Below are 21,627 nucleotides of genomic sequence, written 5' to 3' on the forward strand. Positions count from 1 at the left end.
AGTTATTTTAGAAATTGATAATCTAAAAAAATACTTTGTTAACGGTTCAAACGTTAACAAAGCAGTTGATTCAGTTAGCTTTAATCTTCATGAATCAGAAATCATCGGTTTAATTGGTGAATCAGGTTCAGGAAAAACCACTGTCGGAAGATCATTAATGCGTCTTTATGATGACTATAATGGTTTTGTGCGTTTAGATGGAAAAATAATTAGTGGAAAAAGAATTTCACGCGACAGACAAAAGTTTTTACGTCGTAACATTCAAATGATTTTCCAAGATCCACATGCTTCACTAAATGGACAAAAAAATATTTTTTCAACTTTAAAAGAACCACTTATTGTTAATGGAGTAATGCGTGATAAATTAAAAAATATTTTTTCAGACTGAAGATATGTTAAGAAAAATTTCCGTTTCACTTTTAAACATAAAGCACAAGAATATGAAATTATCAACCTTAATGCTTTCAATGAAAAAGCAACTGTTTTAGTTGATAAATGAAGTAAAAAATTTAACGATATGTCATTTAGTGATGATGTATCAATTGAAGACAACTTCAACAAAATTTTTGCTTTTGCCGAAGAAAAACAAAGTATGGAAAGTGAAGTAATTAACGTTATGTATATCATATCAATACAAACAAATTACTAAACTTCTATTATCAAAAACAAAAAGATTATCGTGAAGATAAAATTGATGCAGATGAAATTAAATTGCGTCAAGCACAACAAAAATTTGATCTTGCAAAAATGCAAGCAAAATATTCACTTCAACAACAAAAAGCCTTTGAAGAATTAAAAAATAATCAAAAATTACTACATGAAGCAAAAGAAAATTTAAAAGAACATATTGCCGTTTCAAAAAATACTTTCTTAAACTTTGCTCAAGAATTTAAAAATGAACGCTCAATGTTAAAAAATTCGCGTTTATTAGCAACAGATCTTGATTTTTACACATATTCATACAAACGTGAAACTTTAAATCAAGCAGTATATAAATTCATTAAAACTAAAAAATCAGAATTAAAATATCTAGAATTAGAAGAAATTAAAGAATTAGTTAAAGAACTTAAAAAATACATTTTAAGTTTCTATTCAAAAAAACTAAATAAAAAATCTGAAAAATTAACAAAACACCAAATTAAAGAAATTGTTGATCAAGAATTTAATTTTGAATACGATTTATACTTACAAAAAAGTTCAGAAAATGAACAAAACTTAAAACAAAAAGTAAGAGAATTGGAAATTTTGGTTAAAGCTAATAAAGCTGTTTTAAAAGATAAAACCCACAAACCACAAATAACTAAAGAACAACTTCAACAAAAACGTAATGATTATGAGCAAGCTGAAAAAGCGTTTGAAATAATCTACGAAAACTTCTTAGTAACTAATCGTCAAATTGTTGAAGAAACAAATGAAAAAATTAAACAAATCAACGTAACATACTATGATTTAAGAAAAAAAATTGATGATTTAAATAAAGAATTCAAAAAATCATTTGAAAAATTCAGAAATTATTTAAAAGAACAAGCCGATCAAAAATTGAATCAAGCAACTTCAGAAGCTGATAAAAAACAAATTAAAAAACAATTAAAATTTGATTTAATCAACTATAAAACAATTGTTGAAAATAAACTTGAAACTCAAAAATCATTTGCGATTGAATATAAATACCTAGTAAAAGACATTAAAAATATCGATTTATTGCTAGGAATTAGAAAAAATCTAATTGATTTATTATTTAAAGATCGTTTCCCTAAATTACGTTATATTTATGCAAACTATTTCTATATTTTCTTTGCATGATTTAGAATTCAAAATCTTTTATACAAAACAATTATTTATAAAGCTTTAGAAGATGTTGGGTTATTAAAACAATTTGCTTACCGTTATCCACATGAATTTAGTGGTGGTCAACGTCAAAGAATTGTTATCGCAAGAGCCTTAATTACCCAACCAAAAGTAATTATTGCCGATGAACCAATTGCTTCGCTAGATATTTCAATTCAAGCGCAAGTTGTTAACCTTTTAAAAGATTTATGTAAAGAAAAACAAATCGGATTAGTATTTATTGCCCATGACTTAAGTATGATTGAATACATCGCTGACCGTGTACAAATTATGCACCTTGGAAAAATTGTTGAATCAGGAAATACTGAAGAAATTTACAATCACCCAGTTCACCCTTACACAATTAACTTGTTTAAAGCTATTCCAAAAATTTCTAATGCTAATGAAAAATTTGAAAATGTTAGCTTCGAACTTGATTACTTAGCTGAACAAAAATTCCCAAATGTTCCTAAAAACTTCAAAATCAATGCAAAACACTTTGTTTATGGAACTAGTTCACAAGTTAAAAAATGAACAAAAGACTTAGCAGAAACCCAATCGGTAGAAGCTGAAAATAATGATTCAAGTTTCCACAAGAATTATTAATAAATGATGAAGAAAAAAAATAAAAAATTCAATTTTTTTCAATGATACAAAAAAGGTTTTAATAAAGCAACAATAATCCATTTAATCATTAATATTGTTATATATATATTCTTATTTTTGATTTTATTTTTATGATTCCCTAATGCAAAATTAGTTGATGAAAACAACAAGGTATTTTACGTTAAAAGAACACTACCGTTTTACGATGCTTTAACAGTCGCAAATGTTGTTATTTTATCGATTAATTTAATTGCTTTATTTATTCGTCGTGGATTAGGACAAGGATTTTATCGTTTCTTTAAGGGGACATTCCAAGGAATGCGCTATTATAATGAAGAAAAATGAAATAAAAAAACTGTTCGGCGTTCAGAACTTGAAATGAAGCAATATTATGAAAAATTAAGAGAACAAAAAAATAAGCAACCTGAAATAAAAGATAAATACACCGCTCCTGTTTGAAAAACAACAGCATCAGTATTTTTGACATTAGTTTTAGTTGCTTGTATTTCCGAAATAATATTAATTCCTTTTATTATTAATTAAAAAAACAACCCACAAAAAAGGGTTGTTTTTATTTTTTGATAAATTAATTTAGTAAATAGTTTATAATTTTTTTAAACAGGGGTGCCCGCAAGGGCTGAGATTATACCTAAGCTGATCATGGTAATTCATGCGTAGCGTGTTGAAAGAATTGGGAAAAATAATTTTACACATCTCCTGTTAATTAAACAAGGAGATTTTTATTTATGAAAATTAAAAAAAGCTTATTTTTATCTTCAGCAGTTTTAATAGCCGCAACAACAACTTTATTTGTTGCGACTAGCTGTAGTACAGAAAATCCTGACACACCAGCTACAAAAACTGAAATTGACACACTAAAAAAACTAACTTCAGCTTCAAAAACATTAACAACAATAGAAGTTAAAAAAGATAATGTAACCCAACAAGCTTTAGCACAAGAACTTAATGTTATTGAAACAGTTTTAAAAAGCGAAAAAATAACCAATAAAGATATTTTGCAAAGCGCAATAAGATTAAGAAACGCTTTAGAAGAATATTCACTTAATAATACTAATTTAGATAATCGTAAAGAAGCTCGTCTTAATAAGATTAAACAACAAATTGATCAAACACAAGAAGTTTTACAAAATTCAAGTTCTTATGAATTTAGTAATTTGCAAAAATCACTTTCAGACTTAGTAAAAAAAGCGCAAAAGTTAAGCCTTATTAATTCTTTAAACGAATTAACAGATGTTTATCTTCGTTTAGAATTTACAATTAACAATTTGAATTCTAAACAACAAAAAAGCATTAATGAAGCACAAAAAATTCAAGAACAAATTCATAATCAAATTTTAATTTCACAAGAGTTAGCTGAAAGTTTACCAACTTTTTTTAGCGGAGAAAAAATTGATATTTTTCAAGCTATTAAAACATTACAAAAACCGCAAAAAGTTATTTCTTATCAAAAAAATCAAGATGATTTAGAAAATCTTCTTGAAAAACATAATATTGCAAAATTAAAACTAGATTTATGAAATAATGATTTTGCAACAAGCAGCAACACTTTTAAAAAAGATGTTACAAAAGCCAAAATTCTTGCTAATTCTCTGCAACAACAAGACAAAAATTACTATGCTTCAAAAATCGAAAAATTAGTTTATGATTTTGATCAAAATGAATTTGACGATAAAGAAACTCTTAGCGAAAAAGTTGTAAACTTTTTAGTTGCTTTTTGAAATCTAGAAAAAGAAATAAATTTACGTAATAGTCAAATTGATTCAATTAAACAAAAACGTGATATTTTAAATCAACTAAAGACTCAAAAAATAAATTATTCACTTGTAAGTAGAATTGATAACTTAATTAATTCATTACCTTTAGAAAACGAATTAAATAATATTGAATTTGATCAATTTAAAAATATTTATACACAATTCGTTAATGAATACGAAAGCATCAATGAACAAAGTCAATATTTAGAGTATTTAAATCAAAAATTAACTTCATTAGATGATAATTTAGCCTCTAAAACATTAAGTAAAATCAATATTTTGATCCAAAATAATCCTGATTTAGAAAATCTTAAAAATCAATTATTAACAAATTTAGATAACGAAACTAATTTTAGTGAAACCTATCAAGAATTTATGTCAACATATTTTGTACCTTATTTATTACAAAATTCAAAAACCACAAAAAACGCATCATTCTTGAACGATTTTTACTATCAATTTAAAATTTATCAAGATCTTTATAAAAACGATCAAAACCTTGTCAAAAAAATTGCTTCAACAAATTTAGATGCATTGTTAAATGCTAAGAATCCTTCTTGAACAGATGTGGATAAAAACACAAAAAAAATGTCAGAAATCTTGGAAACTATTCAAAACAAAAATGAACAATATCAAACAACTTACCAACAACAAGTGACAAAAACAAAGCAAACAATTAACACAATTTTAAGCTTTAAAAAGATTAATAATACCTTTAAAAATGATGTTATCAGTTCACTTCTTGCTTCTTTATCAAATGTAAAAACAAATAGTGATTTAAACCAATATTCTGCGTTTGTTGATAAAGTTAGTGATGAAAATTACTTATTATCATTTATTCAAGATCAAAAAAATTTAGCAAACAGCTTACTAGAACAATATCAAAAATTATTTAACCAATATACAGAAAATAATTATTACAATACTAACACCTTGAATGTTTTAAATATAGTTCAAGAGCTTAAATATTCAAATGTTTTAACAGCTACTAAACTAGAAAAATTTGTTGAAAATTTTCAAAAAATGGTATTTTCGAAGCAACAAACTTTTACTTTCTATAAAAATAGACAGCAAACTCTACAACAAACAATTTTAAATTTTGCTGAGGATTTTAAATATATTGAAAATTCTGAACAATTTATTGAGAATTTGTTAAATATTCATTTTTTAAGTCATGGTGATGCAAGAGAACTAAAAGCTGATTATTTATCTAATCTAGAAACTTTTAAAACTAATGCAACAAACATCTTAGATTTAAACAAAAGCGATGATGATGACACCGCTTTATATCAACAAAAATACTTAGATTTAGCAGTTGAAATGTTTAAACAAGCAAGCAATTTATTTGATTATAATGATGAAGAATCAGAAGAAGCAGCTAGCCAAATCGAAAGCTGAATTTCTGAAGATATTTTAAGCTATCTTGACTCATTTAGAGTAGCTGCAATCTGAGACGGTAATGTTTCACAGGAAAATTATGGTCAAAAAGCTCAAAAAGTTGTAAATGATTATCAAGAACAACTTCAAACTTTTAACAATAAAATGAAACAAGTGAATTTAGAGTTCCAACAAATTATTCAAAATAATAATCAAGAGATATTAGAAAAATTTAAAAAAGGTTTTGAAGATTTAAATAATATTAGTACAGAATCTAGCCTCTTTATTGCTAAAAATATTTATAACAAAAAAGAAAAGCTTGTAAAAGAAGTAAAAAAAGCAATTGATGATTTTATTCCAACATCGCAAGAAATTAATCAAAATTATTTAACACAAATTATTGATGGTTACTTAAGACAAAATAACTTAAAAGCATTATCACAATATATAGCAAATTACACATTATTTATAAATTCTTTTGGAGTATTAGTTCCTGACTTTTTAGAAGAATCTAAGCAAGAATTAAATACTTTAAACACACAAACAGATAATATTAAAAATATTGAAAATATCAAAAACCTTAACGCTAAAAACTGAGTATTAGAACTTCAAAGCATTGCTTTATTAAATCCAAGCTTAAATAATAAAGCATCATTTTTAGAAAATCTTGTTAATGAAGCAATTGGAAAAGAGCAATTAAAAGTTGAAAATATTAATACTTATGAAAAAATGATTATTGATTTTGAAACTCAATTCCAAAATCAACTATTTACAGATCTTCATAAGCTAGGTAATGAACAAAATGCAAAATTTTCAAACCTTGCATTAGCACCTTCTGTACTAAAAATAAGTTTCTGAGAAAAATTAAATAAACAAAGACTTGATGGTCTTGTAAAATTAAACAGCAGTGATGAAAAACGTATTAGTGTTCTTGAAAAAATTAAAAAATTAAGAGAAGAAATTTATGAAAATGATATTGACTCATGACTAGACTATAATTCTTATCTTGAAAATAATATTTCAATCCAGTTAAAACAATTAATGAATAAAGATGAAACACAAATTATCGATATAAACGATTTAAATCAATTCTTGATTAATTTAACAAACCTTAAAACACAGTCATTAGATTTACAAAAACAATACCAAGTTTTCGATAAGCAGAGAAAACAAGTTCGTTTAGTATTAAATAGATATTATTCAGATGTTATTTACAAAAAGAATGTTGATGAATTAAGCATGGCTTATTATAAATATTATGATTCATATAAAGAAACAAACCTTTTAAAAACTTCAGATTTACAAACTTACTCACAAGCATTAAAAGATGCCTTAGACACTTTTAATAGCAAAATTAGTCAAATTGATAAATTAGTTGAAAAACATAGTCCAATTGTGGAAGAATTACAACAAAAAGCTAGTGAAACAAACAGTATTGCAAATGAAAATGAAGATCCAGAAATAGCAAAATGAAACATGAGCATCTTAAAAGATAAAAACAGTTTATATGCTATTATGAGTTACGATGATGAAGCATTTAATAAAGAAATTCAAAGATTTAAAGATAAATTAGCCGAAACAGATAAATTAATTAGAGATACCGTTGCAAAAAAACAAAAAATTAAAGAAAAAACAATTAGTTTAATTAATGAAATTAATAAATGAGTAGCTGACAATATTGATTCCCGTGAAGATAGCGAAAAATATTTAAACTTAAAAGACTGAATTAATGACAAAACTAGCGGTTCAGATTCATGAGATATCGTTTTAAGACAGCTAAATTACAATTATCAATACTATCAAAAATCATTTGAAACCTTGAAACAACTATTTGAAAAAAGACAATCATTGATTTTACAAAATCAAAATCTACACAAAGAATATGACAAATTAAGTGATGAAACAAAAAATAATCAAGATGAACAAATCAAAAGCAAAGTCGAAGAAGTAAAACAACTTTTAAATGTGCAAATTGATAATCTTGAAAACAGTGCAATTGAAGTTAATAACAACAGAATTAACTTACTAATTTCACAATTAAAATAATGTCTAAAAAAATGTATTGAAGTTACGCTTTGATGAGCGTACCATTGATTTCTATTAGCTTTATTGCAACAACGTGTAATACACAACAAACAACACAAAATAATCAAGATAAAATAATACAATTTATTGAAAATAAATATCAAATTCAAAACGTTCTTTTAGAGCCAAAAATAGAAAATATAGAAAAAATAAAAATTTCCAAATTACAAAGCTATTATGCTTTGGAAGAAAATAAAATAAAAAATGAAACAATAAACAAAATAAAAGTAATTATTAATAAGATAAATGTGGCGTTAAAGTCTTTATACCCAACTGAAGAAGAAATTAAAAAACAAGTCGCAATTTATGATTATCAATTAAATAAGTTAATACTCAAACACAAAAAACTTATAAACGATTTTTATGGAAATAAATTAATAATTAATTCAGTTATTACTGCAATTGATTCAGATGACGAAATTACCAAGAATTCACCAAATTCAGTATTAAATCAGTTAATTCAAAGCTTAGAAAACAATATTAACAGTATTTTTCCAGTATTAGACACAAATTCAAGCATTAGTCCTAATCAAAACATTGCTAATTTCTTAAACTGATTTTTAGGTTTTCTTAACTGAAAAAAACAAATTTTGACTTCAGAAATTGCAACAATTGACTTAGAAAATCTTATTCAACAAATTAATGAAAAAATGCATAATGATGACTTGAAAAAACTTTTTGTAAATTTTGTTGAAAATATTAAAATTTTAAAACCAAAAATCCTTTTAATAAACACAGAACAAAAATTTAATCAAAGTCAAAATGATATACAAAATTTTTTAAACTGAATTAAACAAAAGTATTCTCAAGTTCAAAATTTAATTAAGCAATATCAATACACAGACGATATTGCAAACTTTTACGATGAAAATTACAAAAATATGCTTAACAGCGACTTACGAAATTACTATAAAAAATATCAAGAAGCAATTCAAGATGTTCTAAAAAACCAGCTTGGTTCAATTACTCGATCTACGGATACATTAGATAAACATTTCAATCAAGAAATCATTCCTAAAATCAATAAATATCTTGAAAATTTCAATATTTATAAAAAAGATAAATGAATGGTTTTTTCTGCTCAGAATGCAATAAATATCGATTCTTATTCAACTGTAAAACCCTTTATTGAGGTTAGAGCAAATAATGAAGAATTTGATCGTGTTAATGATTATATGCGTTGAAAAGTGCAAAAGATTCTAAACATTAATGACTATGATGATGACGAAGGAAATATTATCCACCAAAAAACAAATGAAGAGATTCAGCGAATTGATGAAATGTTTAAAAAGTATGTTTTAGTCATTAAACAAATCCTACCAACAATTATTAACAAACAATGAGATCTTGAAAAGAGAATTTTAGCAATCGTTAAATACTTAACTGTAAAAACTCACTATGCACCAGCAAATGGAGTAAGTTTCGACAAAATGGTTTATATTTTCGCAGATCAAGAAGGTGAAATAACCTTTAACTGTCAAGGATATAGTGAATTTTTATATGCAAGTCTTGATGCTATGGGAGTTAAAAATATTCTATTTAATTTTTATTATGTTAATAAAGAAGATAACACACCCCTACCACATGTTAATTTTTCTTTCATAAATAATGATGGAAAAGAAATTATTGTTGATGCAACATTTAGTGATAAAATCAACGATTGAACTAAACATTTTGACTTAGATCAAGTTAATTTAACTAATTCAAGAATTAAAGAAAACATCTTAATTACAAAAGATAAATGAATGCAAAACTATAATTTGTATTACTTACCAAAATATATAAAAATTAAATAATTTTAAAAGTTAGCAAAGTAATTTGTTAACTTTTTTTGCATAAAAAAACAAATGCACTAAATATTGTCTTCTATTGCTAAAAATCAGTGTTAAAAAATGAAATTAAATAAAAAAATCAGTGAAATTTTTTAAAAAAATTATACAATTTAATATATTAAGAAACTTTTATGTAATATTAAGAGTTTCAATATTATTTAATTGAAAAATCATCTGAAAGGATTTTTATGAAAAACAAAAAATTTCTTTGAATTTTATCACCATTACCATTCTTAGCAGTAGCACCAATGATTGCGATGAGTAATGAAATTCAAGAAGATGCTGCCAAGTATCCAAATTTAACAATTCCACAGTTAGAATTAGCAAAATCACAAAAATGAAGTGCTGACGATAAAAAACAACTAAATGATTTAATGTCGAAAGTTGATAAAAACTTAAGAGTTGCTGAATCATTAACTAAAGGGGTTCCTTTTGCATTAATTTCAACTTTAAGTGCTTCACAATATACAAATTTAGCAAAAAGCCTTGAAGAAGCTTTAAAGGTTTTAGGACAACTTTCTCAATACAATCACGACACTTATGAACAAGAAGTTCAAAATAATACAGTTCCTGAAGATAATTCATACTCAATTAATGCTATGAAATTATCTGCTATTTATCAAGCAATTAGCGATTATAAAAACGAAGCTCAAAACCCAAATTCAGTCATTAACCACTATGCAAAACTTATTGAAAGCAAAGCAAGTTTTATCCCTAAATATATCCTAGACGGAGTTAGCAAAGCAAGCAATGTTAAAGGATGATTATCGGATAAAGAAACTAATGCTCAAACCCTTAAAGACTTTGAAAACAGTTTAAATGCATTCATGGGTTATGTCGATATTTATGATTCAGTTAACAGTGCACTAAAATCAATTGAAGATGAAAATATTTTTGATATTAATTTCAATATTCAAGAACAAAAAATAAAAGCTTACTTCGAACAATTAAAAGCTATCCAGAATAAAAATGACTTTAATTTAGCTACTGAAAACTTTAAATACTTTAAAGCCAATAATTTAGAAGTTAATAAATTACAAATGAACGCGTGATATAGCAAATTAGCAGATTATCGAAACTTAGTGGAAGGTAAAATTTCAGCAAAATACTCATGAATGAATAATGACGATTCTTTATCGACTAAAGATTTAAGATTAATAAACTGAATTTTTACATACATTGAACAAGATCTTCCAAAAACTAATACAAGTGACGAGGAAGACACTGATGATCAACAACCAAACAAACAAGATGCAGCACAAAGCCAAGAACAACAAAAACAAAATATTCAAACTACTTATCCATTTTTAAACTTTAAACAAGTTGATGGAGCAATCGAAAATTCATCTACTCAAGAAGATTTAAATTCTTTAAACGAGGCAATGAAACAACTTTCTGAAACATTAAATAATGTTAGTGGAGTTTCATCAAGTTTAGAATATTTATTAAACAGTGAAAAAGAAAGTGCTTTTGATCAAGCGTATAAAAAAGCAAAAGTATTAGTTGAATCGAAAACAAATGACAAATTTAATGAATTAACAAGTACAGAAACACAAGAAGTTAAAGAAAGTCTATTAAATAGTTTAAATGCATCAATAAATGACGTAAATGCTTTAAAATCACAATTAGAAAGCGCTAAAAATGATTTAAGTCAAAACGATGATATAAATACTGTTATTGCTAAAATTAATGATTCTTCATTCACTGCATCAACACCTAAATACTTCCAAGATAAATTTACCGTTAATAATCTAAAGAGTTTAAATCCACAGCAAAAACAAGAATTATTACAAGAATTTAAAGAATTTAATGATGAAAAAGAAGTAATAAATAATTTAAGTAATTTTGTTACAAACCCTGACATTGCTGGTTTAATCAATGATGAACAAAAACAAAAACTAGATTCATTAGTTTCAGAATATTTAAATCCAGAAAATACCAAAAATCCAAATAATCTTGAAAATAAAGAATTTATTAATAATTTAAATCAAGAATTAAAAAACAATTTAGTAAATAGTTGAAAACAAAAAATTAATGATAAATATGATTTAAGTAATTTAAGTCCAGAATTAAATTTAGAAAAAGAAAAATTATTTAATAAAGATTTTGCAAGTGAAAATCCTAACCAAATTAATAATGACTTCACTACATTCGCTTCAAAATTAAGCCCTAAACCATCTCAACCGACAGCACAACCTACCGAAAACCAACCAACACCTTCACGACCTGTTAAAACAAAAGAAGATACAAAAAACAAATCTGATTTTAGAAAAGAATATAGAACATTGATAATTGTTTTAGTCGCTCTACTTTCTTTAGGTGTTGTTGTTGCAATTATTTGATTAGCTCTTCTTTTAAAAAGAATGAAAAAATAATTAATAAATAATCTATGTATCAAGTTAAACGCTTGATACTTTTTTATTATTTTTTTAAACCATATATATATTTTTAATAAAAAAATAGCAAGATTTCTCTTGCTATTCGGATTAATTATTAATTATTTTCAATATGACGTTTTTTAGCGATTAAAGCTATTAATAGAACTACTCCCAATGAAAGTAATGACATAACTAAATATCAAATTCATTCATGTTTTTTATGTTGTTGAACAACTACTACTGGTTCTTTTTTAATCACTTTGAAATTATCATATACTTTTGCAAATGTTTTTTCAACACCTTTTTTAGTTAATTTATAAGTTAGAACAAGATTATTTTGTTCAGGGTTTTTAACAAGTGAAACCACTTCATATTTTACATCGCTTGGTACTTCTGGGTGATCGAAAGTATCATTTTGAGTAACTTCTTCTAATGTATATTCTGTAGTAGGTTTACTATTAATTGTTTTTACTTCATCTATTTTTCTTGATAATTCAGTAAGATTATTGTTTACACCTTGAGTGTTTATAATTGTAGTATCTGTATTAATTGCTGTTCAAGCAATTTTTTTCTTGAAATTAGAATAAGTTTTTGTATATTCTTTGCTTACGTTATCTTTTGTTAACACATACACAAGTTTTACTGTATTATCGGCAGCATTAACTGCTACGTTTTTAGTTACAAAATTAATATCTGAAGAGTTTTCATGATCGAAAACACTTTGTGCATTCACTTCACTTATAAACATTTGATTTGTTGGTTTTGAATTAATTAGATCTGTTAAATTAAATCTTGAAGCATAAGAGTCTAGTTCGTTAACGATTTTAGCTTCTTTGTCCGCTTGTGGATTTTCAGTTGTTGGTGAAACAGGTTCTTTGACTTCTTCTGCTTTTGGAATTTGTCTGAAATTAGTGTATGTTTTAGTGTATGTTTTTTCGTATACTTTGTCTTTAGCAACAGTTTTTAATTTATATGTTAATTCTAGTGTATTATTTTTAACATCTTTTGAAATAGCTATTTTACTAAATTCGATAAAGCCTACTTCAGTGTGATCATATGTAGAATCAAAATCAACTTGATCTATTGTTCAATTATTTGTAGGTTTACCATTTATTCTATCATCAATTTTGAAACCTTTTGCGTATCAGTCTAGTCTATCATAAACAGCCTTGTCACTTAATAGTGTGTGTGGACTAATTAAGGTTGCTGGTTTAAACATTTTTTGTAACGCTTCATCAATTAGATTTATTTTTTGATCAGGATTATCGGGTTTAGTCACTTCAAAGTCAACATAGCTTGGATAATCTTCAACGTAACGACTAAATGCATCTGGACTTCATTTTGTATAATCTTCTTTGTCTAAACTAAATCTTGATAAATTCAAAGCACCATTTCTGAATAAGGTTTTAATAGGTAAAGTATCTTTATTTTCTTTAACTCATTGTTCTGGTGAAGATCAATAAACTTTATTTTGTGCATTTTTATGAACTTTTGATTCATTGATTTGATATTTAGGTTGACTAAATAGTTCATTATATTTATCAAAAACCTTTTGTCACGCTTCTCTTTGTTCATCAGTTTTTGCTTCATCTTTCATCTTTTTTGCTAGATTATAAACTGCTTGACCTTCAGTTGCTTTAATTAAGTGTATTAATATTTCTTGAGTTTGACCAAAAATATCTGCTAACTTGTCGTAATATTGCAATTCACGTTCAATTTTTTCAAGTTGAGTTAAACCTCTTTTTAAGAAGTCTATTTTAGATTCATTTTCATTACGAATTAATTTTGTCATTTTAGCAATGTTTGGCTCTAATTTCAACACTTCTTCAGTTTGATTGAATAATTCCAATATATTGCGATTATTGTACGAGAATCAATCCATAAAAAAATTATATTTAGTATCAAGAAGGTTAATTTGATTTGCGAATTTAGGCATATATTTTTTAAAAATGCTTTGCAGTCTTACAGAATTATTATTTTTAGTCCCCTCATCAAAAGAACCGTAGCTAAATACTGGTTTTATATAATAGTTAAATGATTTTTGTATATCATTTGAAAAGTATGTTTTATAAAGATCAACTTTTTGCTTTAAGGCTGTTCAGTTATATTCGTAAATGTTATCAATATTTCCTGTTTGATCACCTTTATAAAATTCTGTATTTTCTTTTTTAATTTTTTCTTTAATATCTTGAATCCCCTTTTGAATTAATGAATTGTATTTACCAAATTTTTCAAAAGGTAGTTGATTTATTCATCAGTCGCGATAAGTAAAATCACCATCTTCATAACCTTCAAATTCTTTTTTAGCAACATTATTATCAACAAGATTTCTGTTTAATCATTTATCAATTTCTTTATTTGCTCTTTCCAAAAAGTCATCAGCCATCATTTGAACTTCATAACGATATTCATAAACGTTATTTCTATTGTTTGAATTTTTAGTATTTAAATAAATACCACTTAACCAATGGTTATTTATGTAATAATCAATAAAAGGTGTGCCATCAATATCAAAAAGAATATTTTTAAGACTATCTAAATCCATTTTTGTAAGCTTGTAGTCTTTAAATGCATTATTTATAATTGGATTTCAGAATTTATCTTTATAAATTAATTTATATTTTGACTTTTCAGGATCATTGTATGAGTCATAAATAACATCGTCTCAAGCTTTTATTCTATATTTATCCTCTAAAAACACTTCAAAATTTTCAGCAGCAAATTTTAAAGTGTTAATAGCATCCTTAAGTTCATTGTTATCACTTGAATCTAGCTTTTGCGATGCTTCATCTTTTCTGTTTTTTAAGGTTTGAAGTTTGTCTTCAAAATTTTGAGTATATTGTGGGTCTTCCTGATCACCTATACGCCCTTATCTTTAACAGCAAGTCCATAAAAATATTTAGCTTTCATTGTACTTCTATCAAAATATGCTGATTTATATGAATCGTTTATACCAAGGTTAATGCTACCAAGTGCGTATTTTTCATAATTTTTAATATCATTATCAGCATCTTTGCTAAATTTCATTTCTTTTCAAACATCATTACCATAGTCATAGAAATTAGTTGATAAATAATCAACATTTGGCATTGTAATTGGATTTGGTTCTAAGTATTGAATTGATGATTTGAATAATTTTTCTTCGATAGGCACTTGAATTTTTTCATTTTGTTCATCTGATTCAACTATTGATTTATCAAAAGGAAATGTATAATTGACTTTATTTCCAAAATTAAAATAAAAGTTTTGTATATTATAGTTGTTGTAATAGTAAGTACGGTTAGCTAGTCACGAATCTGAAAAAGAAGGAACGTTAAAATTAGGAGCGGTTAATTTTAATTTAATAATAGAGGTATCGTCACGTTCCTCATCATCTTCATAAAAATATGAATCAGGATCACTATCCACAATATCTTCATTTGTCAATAAATAAGGAGATATTATATCATGTTTTTGAATATATTCTCAATATTTTTTATCTAACCAAGAACTACCATCTATGGGTTGAATAGCATCTTCATTAAATCATCCCTTTTTTATAAATTCTCTTTTAAACAAGTAAGCAGTCTCAACATTAAAAATATAGTTCCTTCCATTATTTGTGTCTCTAGATTTATATGTAGGATTTAAAGTTCTCATCCAAAAGTCTCTAGATAAATCATCATCAGGGGATTCTTCATCTAAATCTTCATTATAAGCACTAAGGAATGATTCACGATTGCTTTTTTCTTCATTTAAATAGCTGTAACCATCATTCATACTTTCTTTTATAAAATCTAAAAATTCTTTATTTAAATCAGAATTTATGTCACGATCATCCTTAACAAAATGTAAAGTTTTCCCATCATTCATTTTAATATTTGAATCATTAAACAATTTGGTTGTAAAAATAGGATTTTTTTCAGGTTGTTCAGCATTTTTTTTAAAATTAATATATACCTCGTTTGAATATTTTTCTCATAAAGCAACTAAAAAATCAAGCTTTTTCTGTAAGATTCTATATGCTTTTTGAGATTGAATCATAAAATTCAGACGTTGTGTTTCATTTTTAATTTTTTCTTTATCATAGCTTGTATTCACTTGTGAAGCTGAAGAAAAAACGAAAGGAATACTCAACACCGAAGTCACGGCTAGTGGTAAACAAAAGTTAAGAATTTTTTTGGTTGTTTTCATAATTCCCTCTCTTTTTTTATATATAAAAAAATAATATTTCGATATCGAAATAGTGTAAAAATTATAGCACTTATATTTTTAAACTACGAAAAAAGTATTATTTTTTTGATATTATTTGTTTTTTTTGCTTGACTTTTTTAAATTATTGGTAAATACAAAATTTTCTTGTTGTTTTATAAAAAAGTAATTATTCTTTTATTTTTTGAGGAACATATAATTGCCTCACTTCTTCATTGTATGTATGATTTTTTTTATCTTGGGGGTGTAGATATAAGTTTTTAAGAAAATGTGAACCTCATCCCGCATTATAACGTGATTCAACCAAACAAAATTTGGCAATGTCATTTACACGTGGATAAATCATTTGAATTCTTTTTGGTTCAAATTTATATTTTCTTAATGTTTCGATTAAATCAATAAAACGGGAAATTGGTAAAACGATTGCAAGATAACCTTTTTGTTCGATAATTTTTGCACAACCACTAACAAGTTGATTTAAATTTAAATAAATTTCATGAGTTGCGATTTCTTGAAATTTTGTTGTTTTTGAACGTGCAATATTGTTTTCTTTGTTGTAATAAGGTGGGTTGCAAATAATTAAATCATATTTTTTCGCTTCTTTAATTCCAATCTTTTTGGCATATTGTTTTGCAAAAATATTAAAATCTTCATTAATAACATTTATTCGATCTTTTAAGTTATTTAATTCAACATTATAATTAGCAAGTTCTACAGCTTCTGGCTGAATTTCAACAGCATCAATATTAATTTTTTGCGAACGCTGTGCAACAAATATACTTAATGCTGCATTGTTAGTTCCAACTTCTAAGACATTGCGAATTGAACGATTTAAGGAACAAAAATTACCAAGTAAAATAGTGTCTACTGAGTATGAAAACATTTCTTTATCTTGATATATTTCCAACCCATCTTGATAACCAAGATTATTTTTAACTCAACTTTTTTTAAGAGGTTTTTTAAACTTATTTTCAGTCATATAAGTATTTTAACTAACAAGAATTTTTTTTGAAAAAAATAATCAAAAAAAATTGCTTTTTATTTGGTTTTTATGTCAAATAAGAATAAAATAAATTTTATATATGATTAAAATAAAGAAATGAAATAAAAAAGAAATCCATGGTCAAGATCGTGCTGTGGAATTATTTGAAAAAACACCAATTAAAAAAGCAATTTTTATTGTTGCTATCCCTGGTTTACTAACGATGCTAATGATGGGGCTTTATTCATTTTTTAACCAAGTTTTTGTTCTAAATTTCGTTCCAAAAACATTAGCAATGTTCAATGGTGATTTAGCTAACCAAACAGGTTTAATTTACAGTTACTTACCTGAAAATATTACCGCTTTATCGCGGAAGGAATTTGATGAAATATTTAGCTATTATTCACAACTAATTTCACAAAACGGGCTATCTTCTAGCAATATTTCCAGTGATTTAATTGCTTCTATTTCGGTTAATGCAACAATACCATTTGTGGTTTTTTTAAATGCCGTAACATTTTTAATCCCCATGGGAACAAGTGTTTATTACACAAAATGTATATCAAAAAAAGTTGAACACACCGGAAAAGATCTTTGAGCAACTTCTTTCTGAATGACAATAGTTTGTTCAGCAGCTGCAACATTCATTGTATTTATTGCAATGTGAGCTGGGTTAGTCGAAGTTGTATCATCACATTCAAAATTAGAATCAAGTTTTTTTGGAGCTTTAAATGAACACTTTGCTGATAAATATCAAAATATAAAAGCAAGTGATATCTTAACAAGTTATTTTGATGCAAGTCACAATATGGCTGTTTGATGAACCAAACAATATATTTATATCTATGGAGCAGGAAATATATTGCAAGGACTTTATGTTTTACTTTCATATTTAATTAGAGCTGAAGGTAAAAACTCATACGTTATGATTTGAGCAATCCTTGCTAATATCATCGGATTAGTATTTGATGCAATCTTAATTATTGTTTTAAGAATGGGTATTCTCGGAGGAGCGATAGCAACAATTATTGGTTGATTTGTCAATGTTGGTGCTTACTTTATTTATATTTATCGTTCCAATAAAAAACAAACAACCTGAATTGATTTAAAACATATCTTTAAATTTAAATTCAGATACCGTTTATTAGCGCCAATTTCGTTACTTGGACTTAGTGCTTTTGTTAGAACTTTTGGAGTAGCTTTAACTAACTTTATTATTACTCTGCTATTTAATTACTTACCTTATAGCGATGGTTTTGTTAATGTTTATAATTGAGCTAAAGCTGCACCTTCCATCACATTATTCTTCTTAGCTTTATTTGGAATTGCTGATGGTACTTCATCACTTCTAAGCTACAATTACACCCAAAGAAATGTAAAAAGAGTTCGGGAAATATATTGATGATCTTTATTAATTAGTTTTGTGTATTCGATCTGTGTTTATACTATCGTCGCAATCTTCGCACGTTACTTTGCGATGATATTGTATGTTCCAGAAGAAAAGATTTCAAGTGTTGTTGATTTTATTCGTATCAACATGGTAAGAATGGTATTTTACTCAATGGCGATTGGGGGAATCCTTTTATTCAGGGCAACAAACGATATTAAAATGTCTATTCTTGTTACTGCAATGGAATCATTTATTACTTTCTGATTTGTTATGGGTGCTTTTGTTGGAATCGGTTTTGGAATGCAAAAAGCCGGTATTGCAGATATGTATTCTTCTTTAATGGTTTCAGCAGGATTTGCAATTAATGCGCTAGTTACTGGTATTATTATCTTTACTATGTCGATTCACTGATTGTATAAAACACTGCCACACATCGACAACGTTAAAATGACATGAAGCTTAAAAATTGAAAAAAAATTCTTTGATAATGCTGTTATTCACGAAAATAAAATTAACGAAGAATTAAGACGTAAACAATCAAATCCAACAATTCAAACTTAATTTATTATTGACGCTTAATGCGTCATTTTTTGTTTCCTATATTTTAATTAAAATTAAAAAATGATTATGTAAAAAAAAGTAGCTTCAAAAGCTACTTATTTTTTAATTATATTTTTTTGTGCTTTGGTGTGCTTATCCATAATCATTAGCATTTCATAAAAGCTATCAGCATTTAGTGAAGCTTTTCCAACTAAAAATCCACTTATATAAGGAATGTCAAGAATTCTGGCAATGTTTTCCGGTTTTGCACTACCACCATACATAAAGATTGTATTAGGTAGTAAATTACCTAGTCATGAATAAATGTCTTCAAGGTGTTCATTTGAAGCTACCAAACCAGTTCCAATAGCTCAGATAGGCTCATACGAAACGATAATATTGTTTCTGTTTTCAATGCCAGCTAAAGCAAGGTCTAATTGTTGTTTTAGTGATTGTTTTGTTAATCCTTTTTCATATTCTTCTTTTGTTTCACCAATACATAAAATAACATGTAGATTTTTTGTTAATGCATTTTTAATCCGTTGATTAATTTTTTCACCAGTATCATCGTGATATAAACGCCGTTCAGAGTGACCAATAATAACAAAATCTAGTTTTAAATCACTTAATTGGCTTGCAGAAATATCACCAGTATAAGCCCCCTTTTCAAACATAGAAACGTTTTGTGCACCAACTTTGATTTTCGATTTACTTACCCCTGTAAGTCATGTTTTAACAGCAAGATTACACATCGAAGGTGCAACACCATAAAATATTTCTTGTGGTTTTTTCTTACTTAATAAATATTCTAGTTCCACCATAAAACGAATTTCTTCAGTGAAAGTTAAATTCATTTTGTGGTTACCAATTAAAAAATACTTATTCACAGTTTTCTCTCCTTAAAAAATAATGTTAAAATTATACTTTGTTTTAGTATAGTCATTCTAAAAAACTTAAATTTTTAATTTTGAACCCCAAAAACTTCATTTTTAATAAAAAAAATGGCTATTTCTAGTTTAAAGGCAAACTTGTATAATATAATTTTATTATGGTATTAGAAGTAGCAGTGGGATTAATCAAAAACGAAAAAAACGAATTTTTACTTTTGAAAAGACCCGTTAACGGAAACAATCCAAATCTTTTTGAATTGCCTGGTGGTAAAGTTGATTATAAAGAAAGTCTTGATGACGGTTTAAAACGTTTGATTGCTAAAGAATTAGGAGTTGAAGTAACAAGCCAAACATTTTTAGAAAAAATTGTTAACGTTCACGAATTGGGAAGTCAAGAAGTAAACTTTTATAAAGTTACAACAAAGGGAGAAATTAAATTTTTAATCCATGAAGAAGGCGGTTGATTTACTGAGGAAGAAGCATTGAAACTACCACTTACAAAAGCCGCAAGAGCTTTTATTAAAAATCTTTAGGATTAAAAAACGAAAAAGGCACAACCAGAAGTTGTGTCTTTTTAAAATTCTGAAAGTTTAATAATTGAATTGAATTTTTCAGCAAAATCTTGATTTTGTTTTGCAAAAGCAACAATTAAATTAATAATCAAACTCACTATTGTCATTGGTCCAACACCACCTGGAACAGGAGTTATTGCTTTAACTATATTTTTAATTGCTTCAAAATCACAATCACCTGTTATTTTGTTATTTGTATCTCGATGAATTCCTACATCGATTACAACTGAATTATTAGTCACGTGTTGAGCGTTAATTAAATGTTTTACTCCTGCTGCCACGATTAAAATGTCGTGTTGTTTTAAATTACTTATTCCTGTTTGTTTGTTATAAGAAGTAACTTTGGAATTATTCTTTAAAAGTGCAAGTTTAATAGGATAGCCTACTATTTTTGACTCACCCACAATGCCAATGTTTGTATTTTTTATATTAATATTATAGCTTTTTAATAATATATAAATTCCTAGGGCTGTCGCTGGTAAAAAAGCTTCCTGATTATTTTCTAATTTTTGATTATTTAACAATGTTAAACCATCTATATCTTTTTCTGGTGTAATTGTATTTAAAATTTGATCTTTATCTAAATGCTTAGGAAGGGGAAGTTGGACAATAATTCCATCAAATTCTTTTTGAATACGTTTTATTTCATTAATCAAATAATCTTGCTTAACATCCTTTTCAAAAACAAACAATTCAGCTTTAAAACCGAGTTTTAAAGCTGTGTTAATTTTATTTTTAACATAGATGTTTGATTCAAATAATTGGTCAACTTGGATAATTGCTAAACTAGGAACTTTAGTAAATTTATTTTGCGACATTATTTGGGAAATGTTTTCTTGGATTTTTTGACTAAGTGTTTTACCGTCTAAAATTAAAACCATGAAAGCTTTCTGAACTTTCCTTCTTTAGATTGCAACATAATGCTTTCACAATTTTTAATTGATTTAGCATAATCTACTGCTTGTTGTTGAGTCTTGGTGTGTTTTAGGATTTTCCCGCCTCTTACCTTAACTCCTCATCCCTTTTCTCCTAAAGAATCTGTATGGTTAACAACATAATAAACTTTTGATGGTTCTTTTTTTATTGTTTTTTCTTCTTTTGATTCTGGCATCTTGTTCTCCCGTTATTTTTATAACTTTTACTTACTTTAATTATATTTAATTTAGTTTATGAAAAAAAGTA

Annotated in this window: 12 protein-coding genes and 1 pseudogene; 7 read left to right on the plus strand and 6 right to left on the minus strand. The window is 26.2% G+C overall.

The features are described 5' to 3' along the window. The first annotated feature begins 4 nt into the window (after nucleotides 1-4). From JV175_RS04325 to JV175_RS01220, 5 genes and pseudogenes are all read left to right on the plus strand, one after another. Nucleotides 5-2,433, plus strand: a pseudogene (locus JV175_RS04325) (ATP-binding cassette domain-containing protein). Between the two features lie 117 nt (nucleotides 2,434-2,550). Then, nucleotides 2,551-2,976, plus strand: coding sequence for a hypothetical protein (locus JV175_RS01205; protein WP_205498506.1), 426 nt, complete (start codon nucleotides 2,551-2,553; stop codon nucleotides 2,974-2,976). A 203-nt stretch (nucleotides 2,977-3,179) separates the two neighbouring features. Further along, complete coding sequence (locus JV175_RS01210) at nucleotides 3,180-7,631, plus strand: V-type ATP synthase subunit I domain-containing protein (RefSeq protein WP_205498507.1); 4,452 nt, start codon at nucleotides 3,180-3,182, stop codon at nucleotides 7,629-7,631. Next, complete coding sequence (locus JV175_RS01215) at nucleotides 7,631-9,466, plus strand: hypothetical protein (RefSeq protein WP_205498509.1); 1,836 nt, start codon at nucleotides 7,631-7,633, stop codon at nucleotides 9,464-9,466. The genes JV175_RS01210 and JV175_RS01215 overlap by 1 nt, the downstream gene beginning before the upstream one ends. Before the next feature lie 224 nt (nucleotides 9,467-9,690). Then, complete coding sequence (locus tag JV175_RS01220; protein ID WP_205498511.1) at nucleotides 9,691-11,877, plus strand: hypothetical protein; 2,187 nt, start codon at nucleotides 9,691-9,693, stop codon at nucleotides 11,875-11,877. Between the two features lie 118 nt (nucleotides 11,878-11,995). Here the strand turns inward: JV175_RS01220 and JV175_RS01225 are convergent, their stop codons facing one another. The 3 genes from JV175_RS01225 to JV175_RS01235 all read right to left on the minus strand — a co-directional run bounded on the left by JV175_RS01225 (nucleotide 11,996) and on the right by JV175_RS01235 (nucleotide 17,050). Beyond that, complete coding sequence (locus JV175_RS01225) at nucleotides 11,996-14,581, minus strand: hypothetical protein (RefSeq protein WP_205498513.1); 2,586 nt, start codon at nucleotides 14,579-14,581, stop codon at nucleotides 11,996-11,998. Nucleotides 14,582-14,739: 158 nt separating this feature from the next. After that, nucleotides 14,740-16,053 carry a hypothetical protein gene (locus JV175_RS01230; protein WP_205498514.1) on the minus strand — a complete coding sequence of 438 codons (1,314 nt, stop codon included), beginning with the start codon at nucleotides 16,051-16,053 and terminating at the stop codon, nucleotides 14,740-14,742. A 187-nt stretch (nucleotides 16,054-16,240) separates the two neighbouring features. Then, the gene (locus tag JV175_RS01235; protein ID WP_205498516.1) at nucleotides 16,241-17,050 is read right to left on the minus strand and encodes a tRNA1(Val) (adenine(37)-N6)-methyltransferase; all 810 of its coding nucleotides are present in this window, start codon (nucleotides 17,048-17,050) and stop codon (nucleotides 16,241-16,243) included. A gap of 103 nt (nucleotides 17,051-17,153) precedes the next feature. On the opposite strand from JV175_RS01235, the gene JV175_RS01240 reads away from it, so the two are divergent. Then, nucleotides 17,154-19,004, plus strand: a complete 1,851-nt coding sequence (locus tag JV175_RS01240; RefSeq protein WP_205498518.1) for an MATE family efflux transporter — start codon at nucleotides 17,154-17,156, stop codon at nucleotides 19,002-19,004. 95 nt (nucleotides 19,005-19,099) lie between these two features. Here the strand turns inward: JV175_RS01240 and JV175_RS01245 are convergent, their stop codons facing one another. After that, a complete protein-coding gene (locus tag JV175_RS01245; RefSeq protein WP_205498519.1) occupies nucleotides 19,100-19,870 on the minus strand; it encodes a triose-phosphate isomerase family protein in 771 nt (256 codons plus the stop codon). 161 nt (nucleotides 19,871-20,031) lie between these two features. Here JV175_RS01245 and JV175_RS01250 point away from each other — a divergent pair, with 161 nt between their 5' ends. Continuing rightward, on the plus strand, nucleotides 20,032-20,406 hold the full coding sequence (locus JV175_RS01250; protein ID WP_205498521.1) for an NUDIX domain-containing protein: 375 nt from the start codon (nucleotides 20,032-20,034) through the stop codon (nucleotides 20,404-20,406). Nucleotides 20,407-20,447: 41 nt separating this feature from the next. On the opposite strand, the gene JV175_RS01255 is transcribed toward JV175_RS01250, so the two are convergent. Beyond that, nucleotides 20,448-21,326, minus strand: a complete 879-nt coding sequence (locus tag JV175_RS01255; protein WP_205498524.1) for a bifunctional 5,10-methylenetetrahydrofolate dehydrogenase/5,10-methenyltetrahydrofolate cyclohydrolase — start codon at nucleotides 21,324-21,326, stop codon at nucleotides 20,448-20,450. Then, nucleotides 21,317-21,556 (minus strand): DUF2188 domain-containing protein, encoded by a 240-nt coding sequence (locus JV175_RS01260; RefSeq protein WP_240337562.1) that lies wholly within the window; start codon nucleotides 21,554-21,556, stop codon nucleotides 21,317-21,319. Before JV175_RS01260 ends, JV175_RS01255 begins: the two co-directional genes overlap by 10 nt. Between the last annotated feature and the right edge of the window lie 71 nt (nucleotides 21,557-21,627).

This window comes from [Mycoplasma] gypis, assembly GCF_016924775.1.
GTDB lineage: Bacteria > Bacillota_I > Bacilli_A > Mycoplasmatales > Metamycoplasmataceae > Metamycoplasma > Metamycoplasma gypis.